General features: G+C 43.7%; 24 protein-coding genes and 2 tRNA genes. 8 read left to right on the forward strand and 18 right to left on the reverse strand.

The genetic code is table 11. The features are described 5' to 3' along the window. Positions 1-402: 402 nt before the first annotated feature. Positions 403-1233: a universal stress protein gene (locus tag ACFSKO_RS17495; protein WP_380254023.1), complete on the reverse strand. Its 831-nt coding sequence runs from the start codon at positions 1231-1233 to the stop codon at positions 403-405. 175 nt (positions 1234-1408) lie between these two features. Between ACFSKO_RS17495 and ACFSKO_RS17500 the strand changes: the two genes are divergently transcribed. After that, on the forward strand, positions 1409-1924 hold the full coding sequence (locus ACFSKO_RS17500; RefSeq protein ID WP_380254025.1) for a DUF192 domain-containing protein: 516 nt from the start codon (positions 1409-1411) through the stop codon (positions 1922-1924). A 30-nt stretch (positions 1925-1954) separates the two neighbouring features. Here ACFSKO_RS17500 and ACFSKO_RS17505 read toward each other — a convergent pair whose 3' ends face one another. Next, positions 1955-2257 (reverse strand): hypothetical protein, encoded by a 303-nt coding sequence (locus tag ACFSKO_RS17505; RefSeq protein WP_380254029.1) that lies wholly within the window; start codon positions 2255-2257, stop codon positions 1955-1957. 495 nt (positions 2258-2752) lie between these two features. Between ACFSKO_RS17505 and ACFSKO_RS17510 the strand changes: the two genes are divergently transcribed. Then, a complete protein-coding gene (locus tag ACFSKO_RS17510) occupies positions 2753-4330 on the forward strand; it encodes a peptide chain release factor 3 (RefSeq protein WP_380254031.1) in 1578 nt (525 codons plus the stop codon). An 18-nt stretch (positions 4331-4348) separates the two neighbouring features. Here ACFSKO_RS17510 and ACFSKO_RS17515 read toward each other — a convergent pair whose 3' ends face one another. Continuing rightward, a complete protein-coding gene (locus ACFSKO_RS17515) occupies positions 4349-4684 on the reverse strand; it encodes a DUF1491 family protein (RefSeq protein WP_380254033.1) in 336 nt (111 codons plus the stop codon). Between the two features lie 205 nt (positions 4685-4889). On the opposite strand from ACFSKO_RS17515, the gene ACFSKO_RS17520 reads away from it, so the two are divergent. From ACFSKO_RS17520 to ACFSKO_RS17540, 5 genes are all read left to right on the forward strand, one after another. Continuing rightward, positions 4890-4966, forward strand: a tRNA-Pro gene (locus ACFSKO_RS17520). A gap of 49 nt (positions 4967-5015) precedes the next feature. Beyond that, complete coding sequence (locus tag ACFSKO_RS17525; protein ID WP_380254035.1) at positions 5016-5321, forward strand: ETC complex I subunit; 306 nt, start codon at positions 5016-5018, stop codon at positions 5319-5321. 18 nt (positions 5322-5339) lie between these two features. Further along, a tRNA-Arg gene (locus ACFSKO_RS17530) sits at positions 5340-5416 on the forward strand. Between the two features lie 200 nt (positions 5417-5616). Further along, positions 5617-6357, forward strand: coding sequence for a hypothetical protein (locus tag ACFSKO_RS17535; protein WP_380254037.1), 741 nt, complete (start codon positions 5617-5619; stop codon positions 6355-6357). A gap of 629 nt (positions 6358-6986) precedes the next feature. Continuing rightward, positions 6987-7880: a 3'-5' exonuclease gene (locus tag ACFSKO_RS17540; protein WP_380254039.1), complete on the forward strand. Its 894-nt coding sequence runs from the start codon at positions 6987-6989 to the stop codon at positions 7878-7880. 330 nt (positions 7881-8210) lie between these two features. On the opposite strand, the gene ACFSKO_RS17545 is transcribed toward ACFSKO_RS17540, so the two are convergent. The 12 genes from ACFSKO_RS17545 to ACFSKO_RS17600 all read right to left on the reverse strand — a co-directional run bounded on the left by ACFSKO_RS17545 (position 8211) and on the right by ACFSKO_RS17600 (position 21970). Then, entirely contained in the window at positions 8211-10781 is a 2571-nt protein-coding gene (locus ACFSKO_RS17545) for an ATP-binding protein (protein ID WP_380254041.1), read from the reverse strand. 213 nt (positions 10782-10994) lie between these two features. Further along, the gene (locus ACFSKO_RS17550; protein ID WP_380254043.1) at positions 10995-11582 is read right to left on the reverse strand and encodes a thymidine kinase; all 588 of its coding nucleotides are present in this window, start codon (positions 11580-11582) and stop codon (positions 10995-10997) included. A gap of 67 nt (positions 11583-11649) precedes the next feature. Then, entirely contained in the window at positions 11650-12615 is a 966-nt protein-coding gene (locus ACFSKO_RS17555; RefSeq protein ID WP_380254045.1) for an adenosine deaminase, read from the reverse strand. Between the two features lie 66 nt (positions 12616-12681). Continuing rightward, a complete protein-coding gene (locus ACFSKO_RS17560) occupies positions 12682-13902 on the reverse strand; it encodes a phosphopentomutase (RefSeq protein WP_380254047.1) in 1221 nt (406 codons plus the stop codon). A 1-nt stretch (position 13903) separates the two neighbouring features. Beyond that, positions 13904-15226, reverse strand: a complete 1323-nt coding sequence (gene deoA / locus ACFSKO_RS17565) for a thymidine phosphorylase (RefSeq protein WP_380254049.1) — start codon at positions 15224-15226, stop codon at positions 13904-13906. Then, positions 15226-15981, reverse strand: coding sequence for a deoxyribose-phosphate aldolase (gene deoC, locus ACFSKO_RS17570; RefSeq protein WP_380254051.1), 756 nt, complete (start codon positions 15979-15981; stop codon positions 15226-15228). Before deoC ends, deoA begins: the two co-directional genes overlap by 1 nt. Beyond that, positions 15974-16807: a purine-nucleoside phosphorylase gene (locus ACFSKO_RS17575; protein WP_380254053.1), complete on the reverse strand. Its 834-nt coding sequence runs from the start codon at positions 16805-16807 to the stop codon at positions 15974-15976. Before ACFSKO_RS17575 ends, deoC begins: the two co-directional genes overlap by 8 nt. Then, positions 16800-17201 carry a cytidine deaminase gene (gene cdd, locus ACFSKO_RS17580; protein WP_380254055.1) on the reverse strand — a complete coding sequence of 134 codons (402 nt, stop codon included), beginning with the start codon at positions 17199-17201 and terminating at the stop codon, positions 16800-16802. The genes ACFSKO_RS17575 and cdd overlap by 8 nt, the downstream gene beginning before the upstream one ends. A 1-nt stretch (position 17202) precedes the next feature. Next, positions 17203-18177 (reverse strand): ABC transporter permease, encoded by a 975-nt coding sequence (locus tag ACFSKO_RS17585; RefSeq protein WP_380254057.1) that lies wholly within the window; start codon positions 18175-18177, stop codon positions 17203-17205. Between the two features lie 4 nt (positions 18178-18181). Then, entirely contained in the window at positions 18182-19306 is a 1125-nt protein-coding gene (locus tag ACFSKO_RS17590) for an ABC transporter permease (RefSeq protein WP_380254059.1), read from the reverse strand. Next, the gene (locus ACFSKO_RS17595; RefSeq protein ID WP_380254061.1) at positions 19303-20925 is read right to left on the reverse strand and encodes an ABC transporter ATP-binding protein; all 1623 of its coding nucleotides are present in this window, start codon (positions 20923-20925) and stop codon (positions 19303-19305) included. The genes ACFSKO_RS17590 and ACFSKO_RS17595 overlap by 4 nt, the downstream gene beginning before the upstream one ends. Before the next feature lie 43 nt (positions 20926-20968). Then, positions 20969-21970, reverse strand: coding sequence for a BMP family lipoprotein (locus ACFSKO_RS17600; protein WP_380254063.1), 1002 nt, complete (start codon positions 21968-21970; stop codon positions 20969-20971). Positions 21971-22235: 265 nt separating this feature from the next. On the opposite strand from ACFSKO_RS17600, the gene ACFSKO_RS17605 reads away from it, so the two are divergent. Next, positions 22236-22964 carry a protein phosphatase CheZ gene (locus tag ACFSKO_RS17605; protein WP_380254065.1) on the forward strand — a complete coding sequence of 243 codons (729 nt, stop codon included), beginning with the start codon at positions 22236-22238 and terminating at the stop codon, positions 22962-22964. 61 nt (positions 22965-23025) lie between these two features. Here ACFSKO_RS17605 and ACFSKO_RS17610 read toward each other — a convergent pair whose 3' ends face one another. The 3 genes from ACFSKO_RS17610 to ACFSKO_RS17620 all read right to left on the reverse strand — a co-directional run bounded on the left by ACFSKO_RS17610 (position 23026) and on the right by ACFSKO_RS17620 (position 24626). Next, entirely contained in the window at positions 23026-23334 is a 309-nt protein-coding gene (locus ACFSKO_RS17610; RefSeq protein WP_380254067.1) for a PilZ domain-containing protein, read from the reverse strand. A gap of 79 nt (positions 23335-23413) precedes the next feature. After that, positions 23414-23734, reverse strand: a complete 321-nt coding sequence (locus tag ACFSKO_RS17615; protein WP_465262319.1) for a peptidylprolyl isomerase — start codon at positions 23732-23734, stop codon at positions 23414-23416. Between the two features lie 106 nt (positions 23735-23840). Further along, positions 23841-24626: a response regulator gene (locus ACFSKO_RS17620; protein ID WP_380254069.1), complete on the reverse strand. Its 786-nt coding sequence runs from the start codon at positions 24624-24626 to the stop codon at positions 23841-23843. Positions 24627-24705 lie beyond the last annotated feature (79 nt).

Consider the following 24705-nt stretch of genomic DNA (forward strand, 5'->3'; position numbering starts at 1 on the left):
GCTTTTTTTGTGGAAATTATTATAGGCAAGTATTGCTCTTGATATTCGTGAAACTGAGTTATTTGACCGTCGGAGATGTTTCTCAATTTGTCTTAAAAGCATGAGAGAGTTTTAGTTTTTGATAAAGGCGATAGAAAATTTGGAAGCGGTCAGTTTTTTTTGTGGAGTTTTACGGAGCTATAAATATTAGAAATTAAATATCTTCTGCCTGCAGGGAGAACTTCTTATTTCTTGGCGTTGTCTTCATATCAAGACCATGAACAATTTGAACGGCGGTTATAATCTAAAATTACCATGGTGACTTAGAGTACGAAAGAGCAGGGGGTGTCTCTGAAGAAGAGTAGTACAATCAAAATACGCTCAAGTAAAAGGGGCCGTTTGGCCCCTAGATCTCTCTGGTTGTTAGTGTGACATCACCACTGGGATTGTAGCCTCTTTAACCAGGTATTTGGTTACCCCGCCCAAAAGCATTTCACGTAACCTACTGTGACCATAGGCTCCGCAGACGATCACATCGCAACCGTGAGCCTGGGCAGAATCGTGAATGGTTTGCCCTATAGAGGTTTCTGTCTGTGCTATGGTTAGGGTTTCTGCATTAATACCATGTCGGTTCAAATAATTATTAATTTCGCTGAGAGAGAGAGCGTCCTGAGTGTCTGGCTGTATCGTCAACAAGAACACTTTATCGGCTTTACGAAGAGCGTTCATATTATCGCGAACAGCTCTTAAGGATTCTCTGGTGCTTTTCCAGGCAATCATGACCCGCTTTGCAATGTCTTTGGAGGCGTCAAATCCACGAGGAACCATCAAACAGGGTAAACCGCTGAGAAGAGTAACTTCTTCAACGAGACGGGTTCTAAAGCGGTCCTCAAAATGTTCGAAATAAGGTTGGCTGACAATGATCACATCTGCAGCATGCGCGTGTTCGGCCAAAAGTGAAATATGATCTCCTTCCTGTACGACCCAGCTATGTGAGATATTTTCTCTTTCACAGGTTTCCCTGAATTCTTTCTCTAATTCTTCTGCACGATCTTCGGATGATTTTGTGGCATCCAGAAGAAATTGTACTGAGGCTCCGCGACCATAAATTTCAGCGGGCATCCCGATCGGCGTAGTAATGAATAACGCAGAAACATGGGCATCGTTCTGCTTGGCAAGTTTTAGGGCAACTTCCAAACGAGTGGTGTGCTCTTCATCATTGGCAAGATGAACAAGGATGCTCTTGTGATTCATTAGGTTCTCCGGTGACAACAGATTGATATTTCAATTCAATATTAACATATGCAGGGGTGATAAACACAAGAAATTTCTGATCAAATAACAAAGTATTTAGAAGTATGTTGATGTCTATGAGAACTCTCATTAGCGTTGTCGTTCAATTGCCTGGATAAATTTACCGGTCTATATAATGAGTACAGCCATTGAATTAAGGAATTTCTCCAGAATGTATGGAGCATATTTAAATCGCTACTTTCTACCGTTTATTGTGATTTGGAGCACGCTGTTTTTTGTGCCGGGTTCTGTTTTTTCACAGGACTTGTTTAAGAAAGATACGCTGACAATTTTTACTCTGAAAGGGGCTGCTCACAAATTTGATATTGAGTTGGCAGTCACGCCTGAACAAAAATCTCAAGGCTTGATGCATCGAAAGAAAATGCCTTTAGATGCAGGTATGCTTTTTGTTTATGAAGACGAAAACGATGTCATGATGTGGATGAAGAATACTTACCTACCCTTAGATATGTTGTTCTTAAATTCCGAGGGAAAAATAGTATACATAGAAGAAAACACGACCCCGTTATCAACCCGGACCATTTCATCCGGTCGGAATGTCATTGGGGTGTTAGAGCTTAACGCGGGCACCGCACTTCGGCTGGGTATTAAGGCTGGAGATATTGCCAATCACCACTTATTACAACAATAATTACGTGATTTGTGGATCAGAGCAGAGTTTTTAAGCTTCAGGCTCTAATTCTGCCTTTTCTAGCTGTCGCCATCCTTCACCTGCGGCAACAAGACAGCTGATACCATGAGGTGTTGTGACGATAATGGTCCAGGTTGCTCCATCTTTATTAGTGAGAACTTCAATTAACCCACCTTTATTGGTAACACCGATAGCTTGAGTCTTTTCGCTATACTTGTGCGAGAGCATTTCCAGAATACTGGCACGCTTATCGCACTGATTTTGAGCATAAGCCGGGACCGTCGCTATCAAGCCCGAAAAAGCGATCACCGCAAGTGTGATGTACTTAAACATGAGGGCCTCCTTTCAAAGGTATTAAATACGCGAGCATTCCCTGTTTTATTAATATTGCGCCATGTATCTTAAATTTCAATTAAACTAAGCTAATTCCACTTATGAGGGAGTTGTCTTGTGAAATGTAGATATTACTTATAAATGTTTTATATCAAATAGATAATCGACTTTATTTAAAGTAAGAACACACAGATACGTTACATATAGTGGTTATGTTGTGATCAAGATTTTTTTTGATGACCCTTTTGAGTGCAGTAGCTATTCCTAAAGAAGGTCGAAACGGACTCTTGAATTTCGAACCAAATATACAGCTTGTTGTTCTATATTGATGAAAGCTAACTGGTGTAATAAGGGCGGAATTGACGGATAAATCTCTTTATTCTTGACGAAAAGCATTAGAAGCGAGATTGTCTGCGCAGTTTTTAGATATGTGCTGTATGGAGTTTTTCATAAAAGTGTACATATCTGTGTACCTACTTTTAAGAAACAAAGATCATGTCCTCTGAAGTCTCTAAACAAGCTGCCGCTAGACGCACATTTGCTATCATTTCACACCCTGATGCGGGTAAGACGACCCTGACTGAGAAGCTTTTGCTTCTTGGTGGTGCTATTCGTATGGCGGGTCAGGTGAAGGCCAAGGGCGATAACCGACGGGCACATTCGGATTGGATGAAGATCGAACAGGCGCGTGGAATTTCCGTGACGACCTCTGTTATGACCTTCGAATACGAAGGGGCTACTTTTAACCTTCTCGATACGCCTGGTCACGAAGACTTTAGTGAAGACACTTATCGGACTCTGACCGCGGTTGATTCCGCGATTATGGTGATCGATGCTGCCAAAGGTATTGAGGCGCAAACACGCAAGCTTTTTGAAGTATGTCGCCTACGTGATATTCCGATCATTACATTTGTCAATAAAATGGACCGCGAAGGTCGCGATGTTTTTGAGATCCTTGATGAAGTCGCTGAAGCTCTTGCGCTTGATACCGTACCCATGGTGTGGCCTGTTGGCGGCGGTGGAACCTTTAAAGGGTGTTATGATCTTGTCAAAGAAGAGATGATCCCTTTTTCGGGTGAAGATGACTACGGAACACCTATTTCTGCACCTTTACTCGGTGATGAACTTCCTGATCTTATACCTGAAGATCAGTACGAAACTCTTCTTGAAGAGGCTGATTTGGCAATGGATGCCTGTCCAAAATTTGATTTGGAAAGCTACCGTGAAGGCCATCTTACACCTGTGTATTTTGGATCTGCGTTAAAAAGTTTCGGGGTTAAGCAGTTGTTGGATGCGGTACTCGAATTTGCACCAGCGCCAAAGATACAACCAGCTAATCCGCGTGAAGTAAAACCAGATGATGCCAAAGTCACTGGTTTTGTTTTCAAGGTGCAGGCGAATATGGACCCTAAACACCGTGATCGCATTGCCTTTATGCGGATTTGTTCCGGTAAGTTCACCCGTGGCATGAAACTTCACCAAATTGGTACTGGCAAGTCCATGAGTGTTCATAATCCGATTATGTTCTTTGCTCAAAACCGGGAACTGGCCCAAGAAGCGTGGCCGGGGGATATTATTGGTATTCCCAACCACGGGACTTTACGGGTTGGCGATAGTATGACAGAGGGCGAGGATATCCGGTTCTCTGGCATCCCAAGTTTTGCGCCGGAAATTCTGCAACGGGTGCGCCTTGATGATCCGTTGAAAGCCAAACACCTCTCCAAAGCTTTAGAAAGTTTGGCGGAGGAGGGTGTAACACAGGTTTTCCGCCCTGTGATTGGCGCCATGTATATTGTTGGTGTTGTTGGGCAACTCCAGCTTGAAGTCCTTCTTGCTCGAATAGAGCAGGAGTACGGTATTAACGTTGGCTTTGAGCCCGCACCTTTTGTCACTGCGCGTTGGGTAACATCAGATGATGAGGCTGCAATGAAGCATTTCCTTGATCGCAACAAAGGATCGCTTGCTGATGACAGAGATGGTTGTCCGGTCTATATGGCTCGTAATCACTGGGATATGGGACGTATCCAGGAAGATAACCCTAAGTTGAACTTTACGGCGACGCGAGAACGGTAAATTTTCAAAGCGGACCTTCTAAAGAACTTCGCCGCCAAAGGGGTTGTTACCATTTCGGTCTTCCAATTCTACAACCCAGACATCCGGGTCGCGCTTTATCGCGCGCTCGATATATTCATCCGCATCCCGCTCCGCCATCAGTTCCCCCTTGTTGGCGGCAAGCCACGCCAGATTACCATCAATATCGCGTGTCTGGTTGAGTACCTGACAGCCGGGGCCAAGCAAGTTGATTTTCAAAAGAAGACTGCCTCTATCTGCATCCCCCTTGTGAATGACCATTGCTGGTATGCCTTCTTGATTGGATTGTCTGACCTGCGCCATAATCCAAAAATCTGAACCAAAGAGTGAAGACATAAACGGTACTGCTTTCTTATGGGGTTATCGATTGGGTGCCAATTGTTTTTACCTTATAGGGTTTTTAATCAATTCAGGGCAATGTGTCTTTTAATGTAAAAAATACAACACCTTTTAAAAAGCGGTTGATTAAAAAAAAGACGTCAGTTTTATAAAAAGATAGTTGCCTTGCGTGTTACTCTGTCTTATACGATGACCGTGGTCACGGGGAGTAGCGCAGCCTGGTAGCGCATCTGGTTTGGGACCAGAGGGTCGGAGGTTCGAATCCTCTCTCCCCGACCACCAAAATTCTTTCGTCGGTTTTGTGAAAGCCGAATTCTTGGGGATCAACATGCAAGTTCGTATCTATCAGCCTCCCAAAAATGCAATGCAGTCTGGCCGTGCCAACACTAAGCGGTGGCTGGTCGAGTATGAGCCGGATACAGCCCGTGAGATCGAATCTCTTATGGGATGGACGTCCAGTCGCGATACGCGCGGACAGCTCCGTATGTGGTTCGATACCAAAGAAGAAGCCATATCTTACGCCAAGCGTGAAGGTGTAATGTACAGCGTAGAAGAGCCTAAAGAGCGCAAAATGAAACCCAAAGGATATGGTGACAACTTCGGCACCAACCGTTTGGGGCGTTGGACGCATTAAGTCTTCTCAAAATGATAAGCGCCCGTAGCTCAGCTGGATAGAGCAACTGACTTCTAATCAGTAGGTCACAGGTTCGAATCCTGTCGGGCGCACCATATAAAACAAGGCCTTAGCAAAATCATGCTAAGGCCTTGTTTGCTTGGGCTAGCAAATGGGATGGCATATTTTCGTACTCTTGATGATCTTGTTTTCTGTGACATTCACGCGGCAAATTTATCTGGCTAACAAGAACTTCATAAGCATTCCTATATGTTCGTTTTTTCTTTTCGAACAATAATTTATAGGGATGAAACTAATGCATAAAGCTTCGGTCATACATGCCGTAACACGTCTGATATCCAGCTTGGAAATGGAATTAGAATCAAAGGGTGTCGGGATAGAGATCAGTGAAGATTTTCAAGAACTGGAACGCGTTTGTAGCTCTATTGAAGGTCGAAAAGATATCTCTGAGCCTTTTAGTTCAAAATATTATGACATTATGCCCCGTAATGGTTTTTGGGTGAGGGGCTTTAATACAAAGGGGGAAACCGTCGGCACACAGGTCATGCGGCTCTCTGAACTTGGGGAGACGACCCTAGCCATTTATTGGCAGCAACACCTCAAACGGCTTCATGGTGGTATATTAAAAGAAAGTTCAAGTCCTGCTGCACAACGTATTAAGGGGCGTGTCGTTTATCATGGCGATGTTTGGGTGGACAAGTCTTGTGCGCGACAAAATTTAGCGGGTTTAATGTCCAGGATTGCTTTATCTACTGCGCTTTTGAAGTGGAAACCTGATTACGTCTATGGTTTTATGGATGAGAGACTCTGTCTTTCAGGATTTGCGCTGAAAGAAGGATATTTCCATTGTGAACCCATTGGATCACATTGGGCGGAACAACCGAGAGAGATCAATCCGAATGACTGGTTGGTTTGGATGGATCGGCTTGATTTGGAGTACTTGGCAATACAGAGAATGATTTCAAACCCGTCACACTCCCAATCACATTCCCCCCACTGCGAAAGCGACAAGGCAGTAACAAGCGCTCATAACTGACCAAGCAATTACCCTTTATGGGGTGATGTAGGTGAGCAATAATTTCATGAACCAACGGCTTATTTTCATTTAGTACTTTAATATATTGTTCGGTGACGGCTTGATCGAATTCTTCATCGGGTAAGGTTGATCCGTTACAGTTTTTCGCCCAAATTTGCCCAAAGACAAGAGCGGTTACGGATGTCATACCTGCATGAATAAGGGGAGGGATCTTATCCTCCTGCTGGATTATTGATATTTGTATATTCTCAAGAATAGTCGATGTTTCCTGATCACTTCCGATAAGGCCGTCAGAAAGTTCCCACCACTCAAACCCTCGCTTAAGACTTGGCAGGGCCCGGTCTGAGAGAAAGGAAATTGGTTGGGATATTATATTTTCTTCGCTCATCACCACAAAACCAAAGGAAGCTAATATATTGAGATCATGTAACAATGCCTGTGATCAGGGTGAGCATCAATACATTTTTTGTGAACATTGAGAAGTTAGTATTTGGCTGAGTTATAGATCTCAAGTATGTAGTCTGTAACAAATGAGGTAAACCTTGATAGCCCTTAACCACAGCAATCAAGGCTTTTCTCGACTTTGCAAAGATATGTCGACCGATTACTTGAACTAAAAAGATTAATTTATGTATCGTTACAATCAATTAGCCCAAGAGTTGGATGCAACAGAAGATTTTCGTGTGCTTCAGCGTTTACAGATTAAAAATGTATATCAGGCGATTGAAGATGACACGGTCAGTATCCGTAAGGGGCTTTATATTGATGTTGAGACCACAGGGTTAAATCATGACCAGGATGAGGTCATTGAGTTGGCCATGATCCCTTTTCGGTTTACCCGTCATGGCCAAATTTTGGACCTTGAGCCTGCATTTGATCAACTACAGGAACCATCAAAACCGATCTCAACCGAGATAACGGAATTAACGGGCATTACCAATGAGATGGTTAAGGGGCAAAAGATTGCTGGTGAAGTCGTTACACAAATGGTTTCGCAAGTCGATCTCGTGATTGCTCACAATGCTAATTTTGATCGTAAGTTCGTCGAGATAAAATGGCCGATCTTTGAAAAAAAATCCTGGGGGTGTTCGCAAAAAGATATTCCATGGAGCCGGGAAGGGATTGCAGGTTCCAAGCTTGAGTATATTGCCGTCCATTATGGTTTTTTCTATGATGCACACCGGGCAGAGACGGACTGTCGTGCTGGGCTTGAAATTCTGTCACGTGATTTGCCTAGGTCTGATAAGAGTGCCTTAAGGGCGCTTCTCGAGAATGCTAGAAAGCCCGTTTATAGAATATGTGCTGAACAAGCACCGTTTCAAAGTAAAGACATACTAAAAGCGCGTGGATATCGTTGGAACGATGGGGCGAATGGGCAACCAAAAGCATGGTATATCGACTGCTCAGAGGATGAGCATGAAGCCGAGTTAGAATATCTCAAGGCCGATATTTACCAAAATTCAACGAGCTTTATCCCTGTTAAGCGCATTACAGCATTCGAGCGATTTTCAAACAGAATTTAAATAGTGTCGAAAACGATTTACGATTGTGATGTAAGGAGCAACTTCTCAATCTAACCCAGAAGTTGTTCAACCCGAGTGATCGGCATTGTCCAAAGCTTTTTGACGGGATCGAGACCTTCTAGCTAAAACGATGTCCATCATGAGGCTCGAGGTGTACTTTTTCTGTTGAGCAATACCTGCATTAACAATAATAAAACGGCATCCGGTGTTTTACTGCGCAGTAGCACGGCATCCAGCAATGCTAACACCAATAGTCAATACATCTGTAAATTTGCTGATAAAGCCATCTTAAGGAGAAAAAGAAGAAGAGGCTGATGATCGTTATTTTATTCAGTTATTATTTATAATGCGTTCTGTTGGGAAGGTAACAGTTACAGTCGTTCCTTCGTTGATCATACTTTCAATTTCAAGTGTTCCCTCATGAAACTCTACAAGTTTCTTGGTAAGCGATAAGCCAATTCCGGTTCCAGATTCTTCTGTTATTTGGCTGGTTCCAACTCGGACAAATGGCTCCAAAACACGTGGGATGTCAGATTTCTTTATGCCTATCCCTGTATCCTTGATGATAAGGGTCAAACCGTTGATTCCAATTGTGGTCGACAGGTCCACGTTTCCGCCGCGAGGGGTGAATTTTATAGCATTGGATAACAAGTTAATCACTACCTGCTTAATGGCTCTTGGGTCACATCGGAGAGAGATATTCGGTATTTCCTCAATTATAAAGGCGATACCTTTCTCAATGGCTGCCCCATTGATGATCCGATTTGTGTCTTTTATGATAGAGCTTAATTCAGTTGTTGTTTCATCAGGCACATAGGTTCCTGCCTCTATTTTGGAGAGGTAGAGAATGTCATTAATAATATCTAGAAGGTGCTGACCACTTGTATGAATATCAGTGATATATTCCTGATACTTGTCGTTTTGTACGGGACCGAACAATTCCTGTATCATGATGTCAGAGTACCCGAGTATCGCATTAAGAGGAGTTCTGAGTTCATGGCTCATATTGGCCAAGAATTCGGTTTTAGATCTATTGGCGATATCGGCATTTTCCAAGGCGGACAGTATTACTTGTTTATCTAGATGACGCTGCGTAATATCCCGAATTAGGATGACTATCCGTGAGGGAGAGTTAGGCACATCCTTGATGAGGGAAGATCGTGCCTCGAACCATCTTAAATCCTTATTGATCGTTAGATTGTACTCGTGACTTTGTACGTCGCCTGTCTCGGCGGTCATTTTTATGATTTGAAGCCATTTTTCTGCCTTTATAACTGATGCAAGCTCATTGAGCGACTTGCCTATCATTTCTTCCCGGGGTTGAGCGAGCAAATTTTGGTTCCCGTAAATATCTAAAATTTTTCCAGATAGTGAAAAAATGATTCCTAGATCGGGCATTGCAGTTATATGTGCTCTGAGATTCGCTTCACTTTTTTGTTGTGCTTCCTTGGCGATAACCAGATGTGTCACATCTTGAACAGTGCCTTCGTAGTAAAGAATTTCATTATTTTCGTCGTGAATAGCTCTAGCGGTTTCACTGATCCATTTATTATGATCCGAATTGTAGGTGGCAACCTCTGATACAAAATTATCAACATAGCCTTTTTCGGCCATAATTTTTTTAAACTCATCTCGCCTGTCATGTTTGATATACCATTGATCAACTGTCGAATTTGCAATCTGAATAAGGTCTTCTTCGGTATTACAATTGTTCATGCGTACGAGATAAGGGTTTGCTCTTAGAAATTTTCCTTCTGGCGTTGTTCTGTAAATACCAATCCCTGCGTTTTGAACGGTATCACGGTAGCTTTTTTCAGTTTTATTTAGTGAGTTGGTTCGTACTTCAATTTCTTCTTCAAGCTTAAGCGTTGTCCGAATAAGAGCTCTATTGGTATTTTTGTAGATCAAAATAGTTACGAGTACTAACCCGAAAGAGAGCACAATCGCCATAAAAATACCATGCTGTCTGAGTTCCTGAATCGGACCGACAATTTCGGTATCTGGCGCTGAGAGACTAATCACAAAATATTTGTTATCAATTTGCACTTTGTTCCAAGAGGTTAGTTTTCGTAAAAGCTCTTTTTTACCCTGCCGGGTGACCGTAAAATGATATTCTCCTTGGCCAGAAAGTTGTGAAATTAGCAGTCGATCAATACGTTGTAAGTCCGGGAAATTTTTATGTAATCCATCAAAGATATTTCTGCCGATAATTTCAATTTCGTGATCGTAAAGAATCAATCCACTCTCGTTAATCATATATCCGGCACCATGCTTTCCTGATCGCATGGGGGCTATATATTCATTTGATAAAACAGAAATATCAACAACTGTAACCAATACGCCGACAAGCTTTTTCCCTGTTCTAATGGGGACCATAAGGGCAAAAAATTGCTCTTGTGATGTGGCATAGAACGGTGGAACAATGAGCTCGATCTCGGCTGAACTTAGAGCGATCCAATTTTGTTTTACCCATTTACCGACAGTTTTATGGAGGATACTATTCTTAGGTTCGTTGTTTATTGTGTTGGTATGAACCTGTTGATTACCATCAAACAAGATCGTACCACTGATTGAGGGATGAAAGGTTGTTATTCTGGACAGTTCTTTTTCGAACTGATCAATGGGAAAGTTATTGGCCAGAACTTGTCGGGCCGGAAATTGAGAAAATTCCAGTGTATAATTTTTAATGTTATTCAGTGTAGCTTGAAAGGCTTTCTGGGTAATACGTGTTTGCAAGAACTGCTGTTCACTAAATGATTTCTCTTGCTGTTTTATCGCAACACTTTCAAGTTTGAAAACTGTGAAAAAGAACACACTCATCAAAAAAATACTAACTGCTAACGATAAGAGTGTTGTCGTGCGACCAAACTTTATCAGTGAGCCCTGAACAACTGCGCTCATTAACTATTCCCCAACCTTAAAGACCCCTTATTATCCCTCATGTTTGAAAAATGATGAGGAGTAACGTGTTATGAGAGTACAGACTATTGATCAGAGGTTAACTATAACTAAATAAATTATTGAAAATGGGGCTTTTGGGGATAATTTTGAACCAAGATCTACATTAGCTATCAATCTTGATTACTAATCAAAATTTTAGTTCAAAATGGCCTTTCATCGGAGATAGCCAAGGACTTCTGATTTAAAGTGTTTTCTACAAACGGGAACGTAACGATCATTACCACCAATTTCTACTTGTGATCCTTCCCATATGGCGTCACCGCTTTCATCAACCCGCATAACCATTGTCGCTTTACTTCCGCAATGACAAATAGTTTTGAGTTCGTGCAAGACATCAGCCCAAGCAAGTAATTGTTTACTGCCTTCAAACAGATTTCCCTGGAAATCTGTTCTCAAACCATAGGCTAGGACAGGGATATTGAGATGATCGACGATTTCACTGATTTGAAACACTTGGTCTTTTGTCAAAAATTGGGCCTCATCAACGAACACACAATTTATTTTGCGTTCCGATAGCTCTTGTTTGGCCATGGTAAGGAGATCGTCTTCTTTCGAATAGATCAACGCCTCTGCTTGCAGACCGATACGTGAGGATATTTTACCTGTTCCATATCGATCATCCAAAGCTGCGGTAAACAGAAGAGTTCCCATGCCTCGTTCCTGGTAATTATAGCTCGATTGTAGCAGTACCGTCGATTTACCTGCGTTCATGGAGGAGTAATAAAAATAAAGTTTGGCCATTTAAAAGAACGTTACCTAAAGCATGTGGAATCAGAGATCCATGAGAGGATATTGAGACTATTTATATTTATAGACGTGCGAGCAATTTGTCTTTGGTTTTTTGGTCGGCAAAGGAATTTTCGAGCGATGTTCTTGTTATATCGATAAGCTCGTCATCGGAAAGCGCGAAATGCTCTGAGGCGATCCCATATTCTCTGGAAATTGATGTATTGAAGAAGGGAGGGTCATCTGAACTCAAGGTTACTTTACATCCCGCGTCTTTTAATTTTAAAAAAGGATGTTCAGCAAAATTTGGATATACCCCAAGCGCTATGTTACTTCCCGGGCAAACTTCCAAGGTAATGTTCTGATCGATAAGCCGTTGAACCAGATTGGAATCTTCAATGGACCTTACGCCATGCCCGATCCTTTTCACGGGAAGATGATCTAAGGCGGCGTGAACTGATTCAGGACCGGCCATTTCGCCAGCGTGAACATTACATGGTAATCCAGCCTCGTGGCAGAGATTAAAAGCTGGTGCAAAATCGGACGGGTGATGTGCGTTTTCATCGCCGCCCATCCCAAAGCCAACAACGAAGGGATGAAGCGCACCTGTTATTTGTTTGGCAACGACCAAGGATCTCTCTGGCCCTAAATGACGTACGCAGGTGACAATAATTCGTCCGATGATATCAAAGTCTCTTTGGGCGTCTTCAATCCCTTGGACGATGCCATCCAGGTGATCTTGATATCCCATCCCTGCCATCGCCGCATGATCTGGCGAAGACATAACTTCGACATAGATCGTATTTTGCTGCGCACATTGTTTTAAATAGTCGTAGGTCACATCCCGATAATCTTCAGGTGTTTTGATAACTGAGCTTGCAAGGTCGTAGGCCTTTAAAAACTCGAGAAACGTTGTCCATTTGTAAGTATCATCAGTGTTAAACAAATCTGTTGGAAGGGACATGGTGTTACGATGCGCCAGATGTTTCACCAACTCAGGAGAGGCTGTGCCTTCGAGATGGGTATGTAATTCTGCTTTCAATACCATTTAATCATTCCTGGTTAATCGTTCCTGGAGTTTATGCTCTATTAGGGACTTGTTATTTCAGTTATGTCAGATAAAGGAAGTTCCGGCTTTTAATGCAGGGATATTGAGGTGACGGGCAATACTTTGACCAATGTCGGCAAAGGTATTTCTGAGGCCGATATCTTTCGAAGATATTTCAGGTCCAAAAGCGAGCACGGGTACGTTCTCACGAGTGTGATCTGTGCCGGGCCAGGTGGGGTCGCAACCGTGATCTGCTGTTAATATAACCAGATCACCGGGCTTTAGTGCGGCCATAAGTTCGGGTAGCTTTTGGTCAAAGTTTTCCAAAGCAGACGCATAACCGCTGACATCTCTTCTATGTCCATAGAGGCTATCAAAATCGACAAAATTGGTAAAAATCAACGACCCTTCCGGGGCGGTATGAACCTGTTCCATTGTTTTATCAAAAAGTTCTTCATGACCAGATGCCTTGATCACCTGGGTCGGCCCTTGATGAGCATATATATCTGCGATTTTACCAATGGCGATCATCTCCCGCCCGGCTGCCTTTACACCGTCCAACAGAGTTGGCGCAGGGGGAAGGACACTATAATCGCGTCTGTTGCCTGTACGCTTAAATTCGGATGCTTTTGTCCCGATAAAAGGGCGTGCAATAACGCGACCGATATTCAGATCATCGACAAGACCACGGACTTTTATGCAAAGATCTAACAGACGATCCAAGCCAAAGCTCTCTTCATGGGCGGCGATCTGTATTACGCTATCGGCAGAAGTATAAACAATCGGCATTCCAGTTTTCATATGTTCTTCGCCGTACTGGGCAATAATTTCGGTACCAGAGGCATGACAGTTCCCGAGGATACCGGGTAACTGTCCCTGTTTTATGATGGATGAAACAAGGGCTTCTTGAAAACAGGGGATGGTGTGGGGGAAATATCCCCAGTCGAAATCAACGGGGACACCTGCAATTTCCCAATGGCCACTTGGTGTGTCCTTGCCATTGCTGGTTTCGCTTGCTGTCCCAAAAATACCAGTGGGCTGGATTGTGTCCGAGAACCCTGCAGGAATGGTTCCTGTACTGGTCTTTGCGGCCAAGCCAAGTCCAAGGGATTCCATGTTCGGTAAACTTAAATTGCCTTTACGCACCCCAGTGATATCAGCGTGGCCCTTGACGCATTCTTGGGCGATGTGACCAAGGGTATCTGCGCCGTGATCGCCAAAGGATTTGGCATCTGGTGCGCCACCAATACCAAAGGAATCAAGTAGTAAAATGAAAGCTCTAGACATATTAGCTCATAACTTTTTTTAAGATAGCTTTTCGTGAAACTGGCTTGTTGTACGAGAGTTTTAGGGCAGATTTAAATTTCCCGATGGCCATCTCAGCATCTTGCTTATTTTGCGCGTGGATACGTGCTACAGGGGTTTGAAGATCAATCTTGGTTCCGAGAGGAAGGATGTGATCAAAGCCCACGCTATAGTCCAAGGCTTGCCCGGCTTTGCTGCGTCCACCGCCAAGAGATACCACGGCCATACCGATAGCACGGGTATCAACAGAGGAAAGATAACCCTCTTCAGGGAGAAATACATCTGTTACGACGGTTGCTTGTGCAAGGTGCTTGGTTGGATTTTCACAAAAATCTGTTGGGCCGCCCAAGCCTGATATCATTTTTTGAAACAATTCCAGAGCTTTTCCATTATCCAAAACGCTCTGGATTTTGGTCGTGGCGTCTTCGTGATCCCGGGCAAGGCCCCCTGTCATCAACAGCTCGGCGCAAAGTGCCGTTGTCACTTCTTCCAGACGATGATCTTGGCTTTCTGACTTGAGGTACTGGAGAGCTTCGTGAACTTCGAGGCTATTGCCTGCCGTGGTTCCTAAAACCTGGTTCATATCTGTAATCAAGGCAGTGGCGGGGAGGCCTGCACCCTTTGCGACTTGAACGATCGATTGGGCAAGTTCGTCAGCCATGTCCAGGGTATCGGCAAAGGCTCCGTTTCCGACCTTAACATCCATGACAAGCCCCTGGAGGCCAGCAGAAAGTTTCTTGGAAAGAATGGACGCGGTAATGAGTGAAATGGATTCAACCGTGGCAGTGATATCTCTTACCGCATAGAAACGCTTGTCAGCCGGGGCAAGGTTTTCTGTCTGTCCTATAATCGCACAGCCAGCTTGCCGGGTTACCTTCTTAAAACGATCAATATCAATGACTGTTTGGTACCCCGGTATCGCGTCAAGCTTGTCCAAGGTGCCACCCGTATGTCCAAGGCCACGGCCAGATATCATCGGAACGTAACCACCGCAAGCAGCAATGATAGGGGCCAGCATGAGACTTAGTTTGTCTCCGACACCGCCCGTTGAATGTTTGTCGAGTACCGGGCCGAGATCTTGTAGCTCGGACCAATTGATGACGTCACCCGAACAGGTCATGGCCCGGGTAAGCTCTACCGTTTCAGGTGCAGACATGCCTTGGAAAAATATCGCCATTGCGAGGGCTGCGATTTGCCCTTCGCTGATAGAACCATTGGTAATGCCCTGAACAAAAAAGGCTATTTCTTTTTCATCCAGGGCCAGACCTTCTCGTTTTTTCCGTATAATTTCTTGGGGAAGGTACATTAATACCCGCCTTCATCAGCCACCTGTTTTTGATGACCGAGTACGTTCAAAAGATCATCTAAAAGACCGCTGGCGCCAAAACGGAAGGTTTTTGAATTTACCCAATCAGTACCCATGATATCGGCTGCAAGGTCCATATATTCAACGGCTTGAGCATGTGTCCTAATACCGCCGGATGCTTTAAACCCACAAGGTTTGCCGCTGCCCTTGATTGCCTTCAACATGGTCTCTGCGGTTTCGAGTGTCGCAGAGACATCCGTCTTACCTGTTGAGGTTTTTATAAAATCAGCCCCCGCATTAATAGCGGCGATACTGAGTTCGTATAAAGAGGTGAGATCTTCAAAGGCGCCGCTTTCAAGAATAACTTTTAGGGAAACTTTGTCCCCACAAGCATCTTTGCATGCCCGAACCAGTTCTGGGGCACTGGTTTTATCACCTGCTATCCAAGCTTGGTAAGGGACAACGACGTCAACTTCTGTTCCACCCAACTCAACGATGGTTTTTGTTTGAGCAATGGCCGCTTCAAGGCCTTCGCTTCCACTTGGGAAATTTGCAACAGCGGCAAATCTTACGCCTTTATCTTTTAAAGCTTCTTTGCAAACCTTAATAAACGGCGGAAATACACAGACTGCCGCAACGGCGGTGTAAGGAGTGATTGCCTTTGAGCATAACCTTTGGATAGAGGCGTCGCTATCGTCTACAGATAGACTTGTGAGGTCCAGCAGGCTAAGGGCTAGTTTTGCTTTGTCAGTCATCAGATTTACCCAAATTTTTAAGGTAGCAGCTGACCAATGTAATGAGACTTTGGGCGGCTGTTTTAGCATTGCGCATGGTTTGTTCGTGGGTGAGGGCGATATCACTCATGCCAGCGCCATAGTTGGTGATGATGGACATGGCCGCAGTCTTGAGGTTCGCCCTTCGGGCTAAAATAACCTCTGGCACGGTGGACATTCCAACAGCATCGGCACCCAAGATGGCGGCGGCTCGTATTTCTGCGGGGGTTTCAAAGTTAGGACCTGAGAACCACATATAGACACCTTCATGCAGCTCAATGCTAATGTCTTTAGCCGTCTTAGCTAACTCAGTCCGGATAGCGGGATCATAGGCATCGGTTAAATCTACGAAGCGATCATTGCCACGTGCACCGATCAGTGGGGACATACCCGAATAATTGATATGATCAGTGATAAGCATAATACTGCCGGGACCTGCTGCTTTGTTGAGGCTGCCCGCCGCATTGGTCAAAAGTAGTTGAGAACATCCGAGCTCTTTAATGGTCTCTATAACAGTTAACATACCTGTGGCATTACCGTTCTCATAGTAATGACTGCGCCCTTGTAAAATAAGGACTTCTATACCGTTGATTTGACCTAATATGAGCGAACCGGCATGCCCTTCGACAGAGGGTTGCGGAAAGCCTGGTAAATCTTTGTAAGAAATTGTATTTGGATTTTCGACAGCTTCGACGAGTGGTCCTAAACCAGAACCAAGGATGATTGCGACTTCTGGGATAACGCCATTAAGGCGGCCACGGATAAGTTCTGAAGCTGTAATATCCGTGGATTGTTTTGAGTTATTCATGTTTCAAATTATCAGGTCCAAATGAAAAAGGAAGAAGATCTTCTATTGTAAAACTCTGTCGTAAACCTTCCGGTCCACAGATGTGTATTCTTGTATTAGCTGTTGAAAACTCACGAATTTTTTGGCGACAACCGCCACAGGGCGTGACAAGAGCGTCTCCTGCTCCCATCACATAAATCTCATGAATGCCTTTGCTACCGTTTTGAATCATAGCCGAAATGGCTCCAGCTTCTGCGCAAACACCTAAGGGGTAAGCGGCATTTTCAACATTGCATCCGCTATAAAACTTCCCGTCTGTCGAGACGATCACAGACCCTACGTTGAACTTGGAATAGGGTGCATGGGCTTTTGTCATATTCTCTCGAAGAAGAGAGAGTATATCTGTTTGTTCCATATTATCTCTCTTTTACATACGGGTTACCAATGGCTTTTGGTGCCACCGCTTTTCCAATAAATCCCGCCAAAAGGATTACGGTCAGGGCATAAGGTAATGCCTGCATGAATTGGACGGGAATTTCGCCAATTCCAGGGAAGGAAACCCCTTGAAGCCTTACCGCCATGGCATCTAGGAAACCAAATAGTAAACAGGCGAGTAGGCCGGGCAGGGGTTTCCATTTACCAAAGATCATCGCGGCAAGGGCGATGTAACCCTGACCCGCTGACATTTCTTTACCAAAAGCTGCATTTTGACCTGTGGAAAGATAAGCACCTGCTATGCCGCAAAGGATGCCAGCGCAAATCACTGCGCGGTATCTGAGGAAAGCAACGGAAATTCCTGCGGTATCAACTGCTTGCGGATTTTCGCCAACCGCACGTAAACGAAGGCCAAAGCGTGTTTTATAGAGAATCCACCAAGTAATAGGAACGGCAAGAAAAGCAACATAAACGAGCAGGTTATGCCCGCTTAAAAGTTCTGTATAAACATGGCCAAGCAAAGGAATGTCGGCAAACGTTTCTGCACCCGGAAGTGTTATGGGCGAAAAGCGTGCATCACCGCTCAAGTTTGGTGTTTGCCCTCCCTTATGGAACCACGCCACACCAAGTGTCACGGTTAGTCCTGAGGCTAAAATGTTAATAGCAAGTCCGCTAACAACGTGGTTTCCTCTGTGGGTGATACAGGCAAAACCATGAAGGAGAGCCATCATAATTGAAGTGATAATAGCAGCCCCCAAACCAATAAAGGCAGAACCACTTACAGCTGCTCCAGCCGCGGCGGCAAAAGCCCCAGCGAGAAGTTTACCTTCCAGACCAATATCGATAATCCCTGAACGTTCAGAGAATATACCGGCCATTGCACAAAGTATAAGCGGAGTTGAAACTCTGAGCGTAGAATCAAGGGTCGAAATAAGCAGAAGTAAAGTATCATCCATTGTTTTACTCCGCCGCTACCGTTTGGTTATTTCTCGTCATATGGAAAAAGAACCGCTCGATTGTTGGTCTGGCCATATATGCCAAGGCTCCACAAAACAAAATGACCAAGCCTTGAATGGTTAAAATCATTTCCCGTTGAATTGTTGGGATATCGAAAGCTAATTCTGTACCGCCTTGATAGAGAGCACCAAACAACAAACTTGCGATGACAATACCAATCGGGTGATTACGTCCCATAAGAGAGACAGCAATGCCCGTAAAGCCGTATCCAGCAGTGAAGTCTAGCAGAAGTCGATGATGAACACCCATAATTTCATTGATACCAACAAAACTCGCGAGGGCGCCAGATAGACACATAGTACCGACAATAACTCGGCGGGTATTGATGCCACTATAATTGGCTGCAGCGTCGTTTTGCCCAAGCATACGGATCATGTATCCCCAACGGGTATGCCAAATGAAAAGCCAAACGAAGACACAACAAATCAAGGCAAGTACAATGGATAAATTTAAATTAGTGTAAGCGATTTCGATCCCAAACCATCCAAAAGCATCTTGTATTGTTGGGATATGAGCTGTCTCCAGTAAATTTCTGCTTTCTGGTGATCCTGAGCCGGGTTCTATTAGGACCTGCGTCAAAACATAGTTCATCACGCTGAAAGCGATAAAATTAAACATGATAGTTGTGATAACAATATGGCTCCCGCGATAAGCCTGCAGGTAAGCTGGAATATACGCCCAAGCCGCACCAAATAATCCGGAAACGATGATGGCCAAGGGGAGAATGACCCAAAGAGGGACGTATTGATCCAAAGCCAAACAAAGCAACCCAACACCGAGCCCACCGATATAAGCCTGACCTTCACCGCCAATATTAAACAGGCTGGCGTGAAAAGCGACAGCGACAGCTAAGCCGGTGAAGATGAAATTGGTTGTATAGTAAAGGGTATATCCGAGATTGTAATCGTTACCAAAGGCACCATAAATCAGTAATTTAACAGCTTCTATTGGATCTTCACCAATGATGAAAATAACCAACCCTGAAACGATAAAGGCAAAAGTTATATTAATGAGCGGAATTAAACCGACATCAATCCAGGCAGGTAATGTTTTACTTGGGTTACTCATACCGCAACTTCCCCGGAATGATCATTTTTTTGATTATTAGAATTTTCCTGATTGCCTGCATTACCCATCAAAAGGCCCAGCTGACGAGCGTCGGCGTCTTTACCTGAAACTTCCCCGACAATTCGACCTTCAAACATGACAAGAATGCGATCGCTTAAAGACATAATTTCCTCAAGCTCAACAGAGACGATCAGAATTGCTGACCCGGCGTCGCGCATTTTGATCAAATTTTTATGGATAAACTCAATGGCTCCAATGTCGACACCGCGGGTTGGCTGGCCAACAAGCAGGACTTTCGGATTCCGATCCATTTCCCGGGCAAGAACGAGCTTTTGTTGATTGCCTCCAGAAAAATTAGCCGATTTCAGGTTTGGGTCTTCTGGTCTGACATCATAATCGCGCATTAATCGCGTACAATTTTCTTCAATTGCATCTTGGTCCATAAGGATTTTATGATTAAATACAGGATCTTTATGAAAGCCCATAATTGCAGTTTCTTTTGCCGCAAAGGCGTTTACCATTCCCATACGATGTCGATCTTCTGGGACGTGGCCAACGCCAATGTTCCTGAACTCTTTAGGAGTATAGGCTGCATCAGGGGTAATTTTTATATCACCAATTTGGATAGACCCTTTTTGCAGGGGGCAAATACCCGAAAGGGCGGCAAGAAGTTCGGTTTGCCCATTTCCTGAAACACCTGCAATACCGACAATTTCGCCTGCGCGAAGTTTTAGGGAAACATTGTCAAGTTGGACAACGCCACCTTCTTCGTGGGTAAGGTCGGTTACTTCAAGTAATATTTCAGCAGGATTAGCCTCTGATTTATTAACTTCTAAAAGGACTTTTCGACCAACCATAAGTTCGGCCAGTTCATTCTTGGATGTGGCTGTTGTTTCTCTTTCAGAGACCATTGTGCCAGCGCGCATTACGGAAACGCAGTCTGTAATGGCCATGATTTCCTGAAGCTTATGCGTAATCAAAATAATGGATACACCGCGACTGCGAAGAATATCTAAAATTTTAAAAAGTTGATCTGTTTCTTGTGGAGTTAAAACGCCTGTGGGCTCGTCGAGAATAAGGATCTCGGCGCCGCGATAAAGCGCTTTTAAAATTTCTACTCTTTGTTGTAAGCCAACGGGAAGATCTCCGGTTAAAGCGTCGGGATCAACAGATAAACTATATTCTTTTGATAGTTTTATGAGCTCTTCTCTGGCTGTTTTGCTACTTTCGTTTAAAAGCGTACCACCTTCTGCGCCGAGCATGACGTTTTCGAGGACAGTAAAGGTTTCTACGAGCATAAAATGCTGGTGAACCATACCAATACCAAAAGAAATAGCATCTCTGGATGAGTGGATTCTTTTTTTACGTCCGTGTATTAATATGTCCCCACTGTCAGCTTCATAGAAGCCGTAGAGAATACTCATCAACGTTGATTTTCCGGCACCATTTTCACCTATGATGCCGTGAATTGTTCCAGGAAGAACTTTTAAATCTACATTGTGATTTGCTTTTACAGGGCCAAAGCTTTTGCTAATGGATTTTAGTTCAATAGCAGGTGGGGGAGCTGACTGCTCCCCCACTGCGTCAGACTGACCAGTCTTGATGCTTTTTATACTCATAAAAAACCTAATTCAGTATTTAAATTTCTGAAGACTTACTCAATTACAGAGCAGGACAGGAATTGTCCGTTGTAAAATCATGTACAGAAATAGAACCGGAAACGATAGCTTCACGAGCCGCTTTTACCTTTGCTTTCATAGCGTCGGTAATAAGGGATTTGTTGTTATCGTCCAAGGCCCAATCAACACCGTTTTCTGCAAGTCCAAGAGCATGGAGACCAGGTTTCCATGTGCCGTCCATTGCTGTTTTGAAAGCGTTATAAGCAGCCACATCAACGCCTTTTGTCATGGATGTCAGCATGGTACCTGGCTGAAGGTGATTTTGATTGGAATCAACACCAATCGCTAATTTACCCGAATCTTTAGCAGCTTGATATACACCAATGCCTGTACCGCCAGCAGCAGCAAAAATTACGTCAGCACCTTTATCAAATTGGCTTTTTGCCAATTCAGAACCTTTACTTGGATCGTTCCATGCAGAAGGTGTTGTCCCTGTCATGTTGCTGTAAACTTCAGCATCTGCGTTTGCAAACTTTGCTCCTTGCGCATAACCACAAGCAAATTTGCGGATAAGCGGAATATCCATACCACCGATAAAGCCAACTTTATGATTTTCAGAGGCCATAGCAGCAAGAACACCTACGAGGAAGGAGCCTTCGTGTTCTTTAAAGACAATAGATTGTACGTTTGGAAGGTCGACAACAGAATCGATAATGGTGAAACGAATGTCGGGATATTCTTTAGCCACTTTTTCTATAGCAGGTCCTTGAGCAAAGCCAACGCCGACGATTGGATCGGCACCGCGTTGGGCCATTTTCCGGATGGCTTGTTCGCGTTGTGAAGGATTTGTAACTTCGAATTCACGGTATTTAATGCCAGTTTCTTTGGAGAACTTTTCTACGCCGTTATAAACTCCTTCGTTAAAGGATTTATCAAACTTACCACCCATATCGAATACGACTGCTGGGTTGATTTCTTCGGCGTGAGCGGCGGCAGCAGTCAATGCAATTATTGACGCAGCAGCCGTTTGAAACAGCTTCTTCATTTGAGTGCCCAATCCCTGTCTATTGGTAAATTAAATAGTAATAATTCTTTTTTTACCGATCTCCAAATATTACTCGGAATCGGCCGTCTATGTTGAGGCAAAATGACAAAATGTTCAACCAATCGTTAAAGCGGATACTAATAAATTGTTCAACCGGTCAAAAAAAAATCCATTTTTCTTGTTAGAATAACAACATATTCAATAAAGCATTAAGCATTGGCAGCTATGCTTACTCGCAAATACGGGGGTCATTTGGGAGCCAATAATGAGCGATAACAAATCAACAAAAGAATTTTCAGCCGAACGGGGAGTCCGCCTACGTCGGGGGTTAGCTCCTAATGCTACGGTTTCAAACATGCAATTGTTTGAATCTATTAATGAGCTTAGGTCTGAAATAAAAGCACTAAAACAATCGAACTCCATGCAACGTCAAGCTGCTTCTGAAATTACTCAAGAAGAGAAAAATTATAACGACGCAGAAGATGTTCGTGTAGAAATCGCCCAAATGGTGCGTATGATTGGGAAAACTAAAAAAGAAATTGCACAGATCAAACATCCAGATGATGCCGATGATTCGTTTGCGCAATCTACGAACGAATTAGATGCAATTGTTATGGCGACTGAAACGGCTACGAATAGTATTCTTGATGCGAACGAGCGTATTGAGCAAACCGTTAATGAACTTTCGGGTCTTTTGCATGATGATACAGATGTACAAATGGCGTGTGACAAGATCGCAAACGAAGTTATTACAATTCTCGAAGCCTCTAATTTTCAGGACATAACCGGGCAGAGAATGACCAAGATTATTAATACCCTCCGGTTTATAGAAGACCGTATTGTATCGATGATTAATATCTGGGGTGCTGAAGCATTTATGGACTTGCCTGTCGGTGCCGGTGATGAAAGAGAAGGTGACGAGCAGCTAATGAACGGTCCTTCTGCTGAAAATGAAGGTATTACTCAAGACGACATTGATGCACTTTTCGATTAACATGTTACTTTGACATAAAAAAAAGCGGGGTGAATTTACCCCGCTTTTTTTATTGTACCAACTAAGTGCCCACAAAATCTCTTGATAATTGATCGGCCAACTGCTGCATGATGAATTCGGAAGCGTTCAAGTGAACGATAAAACCGTCTTCTTCGAAGCGCAGAACCGTACCTTCAAATCGACCAAGATTATCTATATGTACTTGTATACTTGTTTTTAGAGTAGGCCTTAGATCTGAAATAAATCTAATTCCACACCCTGAAATGTCCCGGCAATTCGTTGTTACCCAATCCCCATCAATATTGATCAGTGCTTTAAAATCATGACAATATCGTGGGAAAAGTCGACGCTCAGTTGAACTGTCAACCACGGGGTATCTCCTTATGATAATCTTGATTTCTGAAAACGTTATGGGGTGTTAGCGATACGTTTGATTTTACCTGAAGTGCTTATTCTGTACGTTGAATAAGGTGGTAACCAAATGATGTTTCAACAATATCACTGGTTTCACCAGGCTGCATAGAAAATGCAGATTGTTCAAATTCAGGAACCATCATACCTTTGCCAAATTGACCAAGATCTCCGCCTTCGTTCCCAGATGGACAGTCTGAGTGTTCTTTTGCAAGATCAGCAAAGGCTGTACCGTTTTCTACCTGAGCTTTGAGGTCATTCATCAAAGTTTCAGCTTCATCTTTGCTACGGGTCGCAGTTGAACGCATGGATCCTTCATACATAAGAAGGATGTGTGATGCGCGTACTTGATCAGTCATTGTTTGTTCTCCATATAAAAAACCGCACGTTATTGCGGGTAAATGTGCCCTATAAATAACGTGCGGTTACAATTGATCAATGGTGAGATGATAATTTTGGTAATTTTTAGGTAATATTAAATTTCTGCAGTACGTCTGCGAGGTCATCACCAAAGGTTTTGCCTCGACGGATAACACCAACGTTCATTGGTAGAGCGAGCATTGCTGGATCATCGGAAGACAGGCTAGTTAAGACCGCCACATGTATTCTTCTTGTGGAAGGCATTGCTTTTAACGCACACGCAAGATCGGCGCCTCCCAGTCGAGGCATTACCATGGATGTAATGATTAAATCAGGTCTGGTTTCCAGTGCCATGGTGATAGCTTCGAGGGGCTCTGTGAGGGATGTAACCCTGTAACCACAAGCTTCGAGTTCCCGGGCTACAACCTTACCAGCTGTTTTCTGCGGAATAACTAAAAGCACCTCTGTATTGGTAATCTCAATATCTTCGACGTTGAATGTGCTTTTGTGGGGCATGGACCGTACGACTTCAGCAATGGTCTCAGCCGGCATGGCTTCACCATCAAGCAGAGCTAAAATACGGTCACTATAGGTTTGTAGATCTGTAATATTTTGGGCTTCGAGGTCATTTAATCCGCCGAGATATTCATCAAGTCGGTGGGTAATAGCCGCCAACCCTGGAATGTTCACCGATTTCGCTTTAAACCGAAGGTTGGAAGAGTTTTGAACTAGCCGGTCAACGGCTGTCTTGCCATCTAAACTTCCTGTTCGAACTTGTTGTAACGTCAGTTCAAGACTGGATGCTACGTCTCTTGCTTCGTCAAGCATCTCACCTTCAGCAATTTTGTCGACTTCTTCTTCGCTGATTACAGAATCTGAATTTTTATTCATTAACCTACCGCCTAATTATATATTGCCAGCAAAAGATAACGGTAATGGGTTAATGCTCTGCTAAAATTTGCGACACTAA

The sequence above is a fragment of the Kiloniella antarctica genome, assembly GCF_042682825.1.
GTDB lineage: Bacteria > Pseudomonadota > Alphaproteobacteria > Kiloniellales > Kiloniellaceae > Kiloniella > Kiloniella antarctica.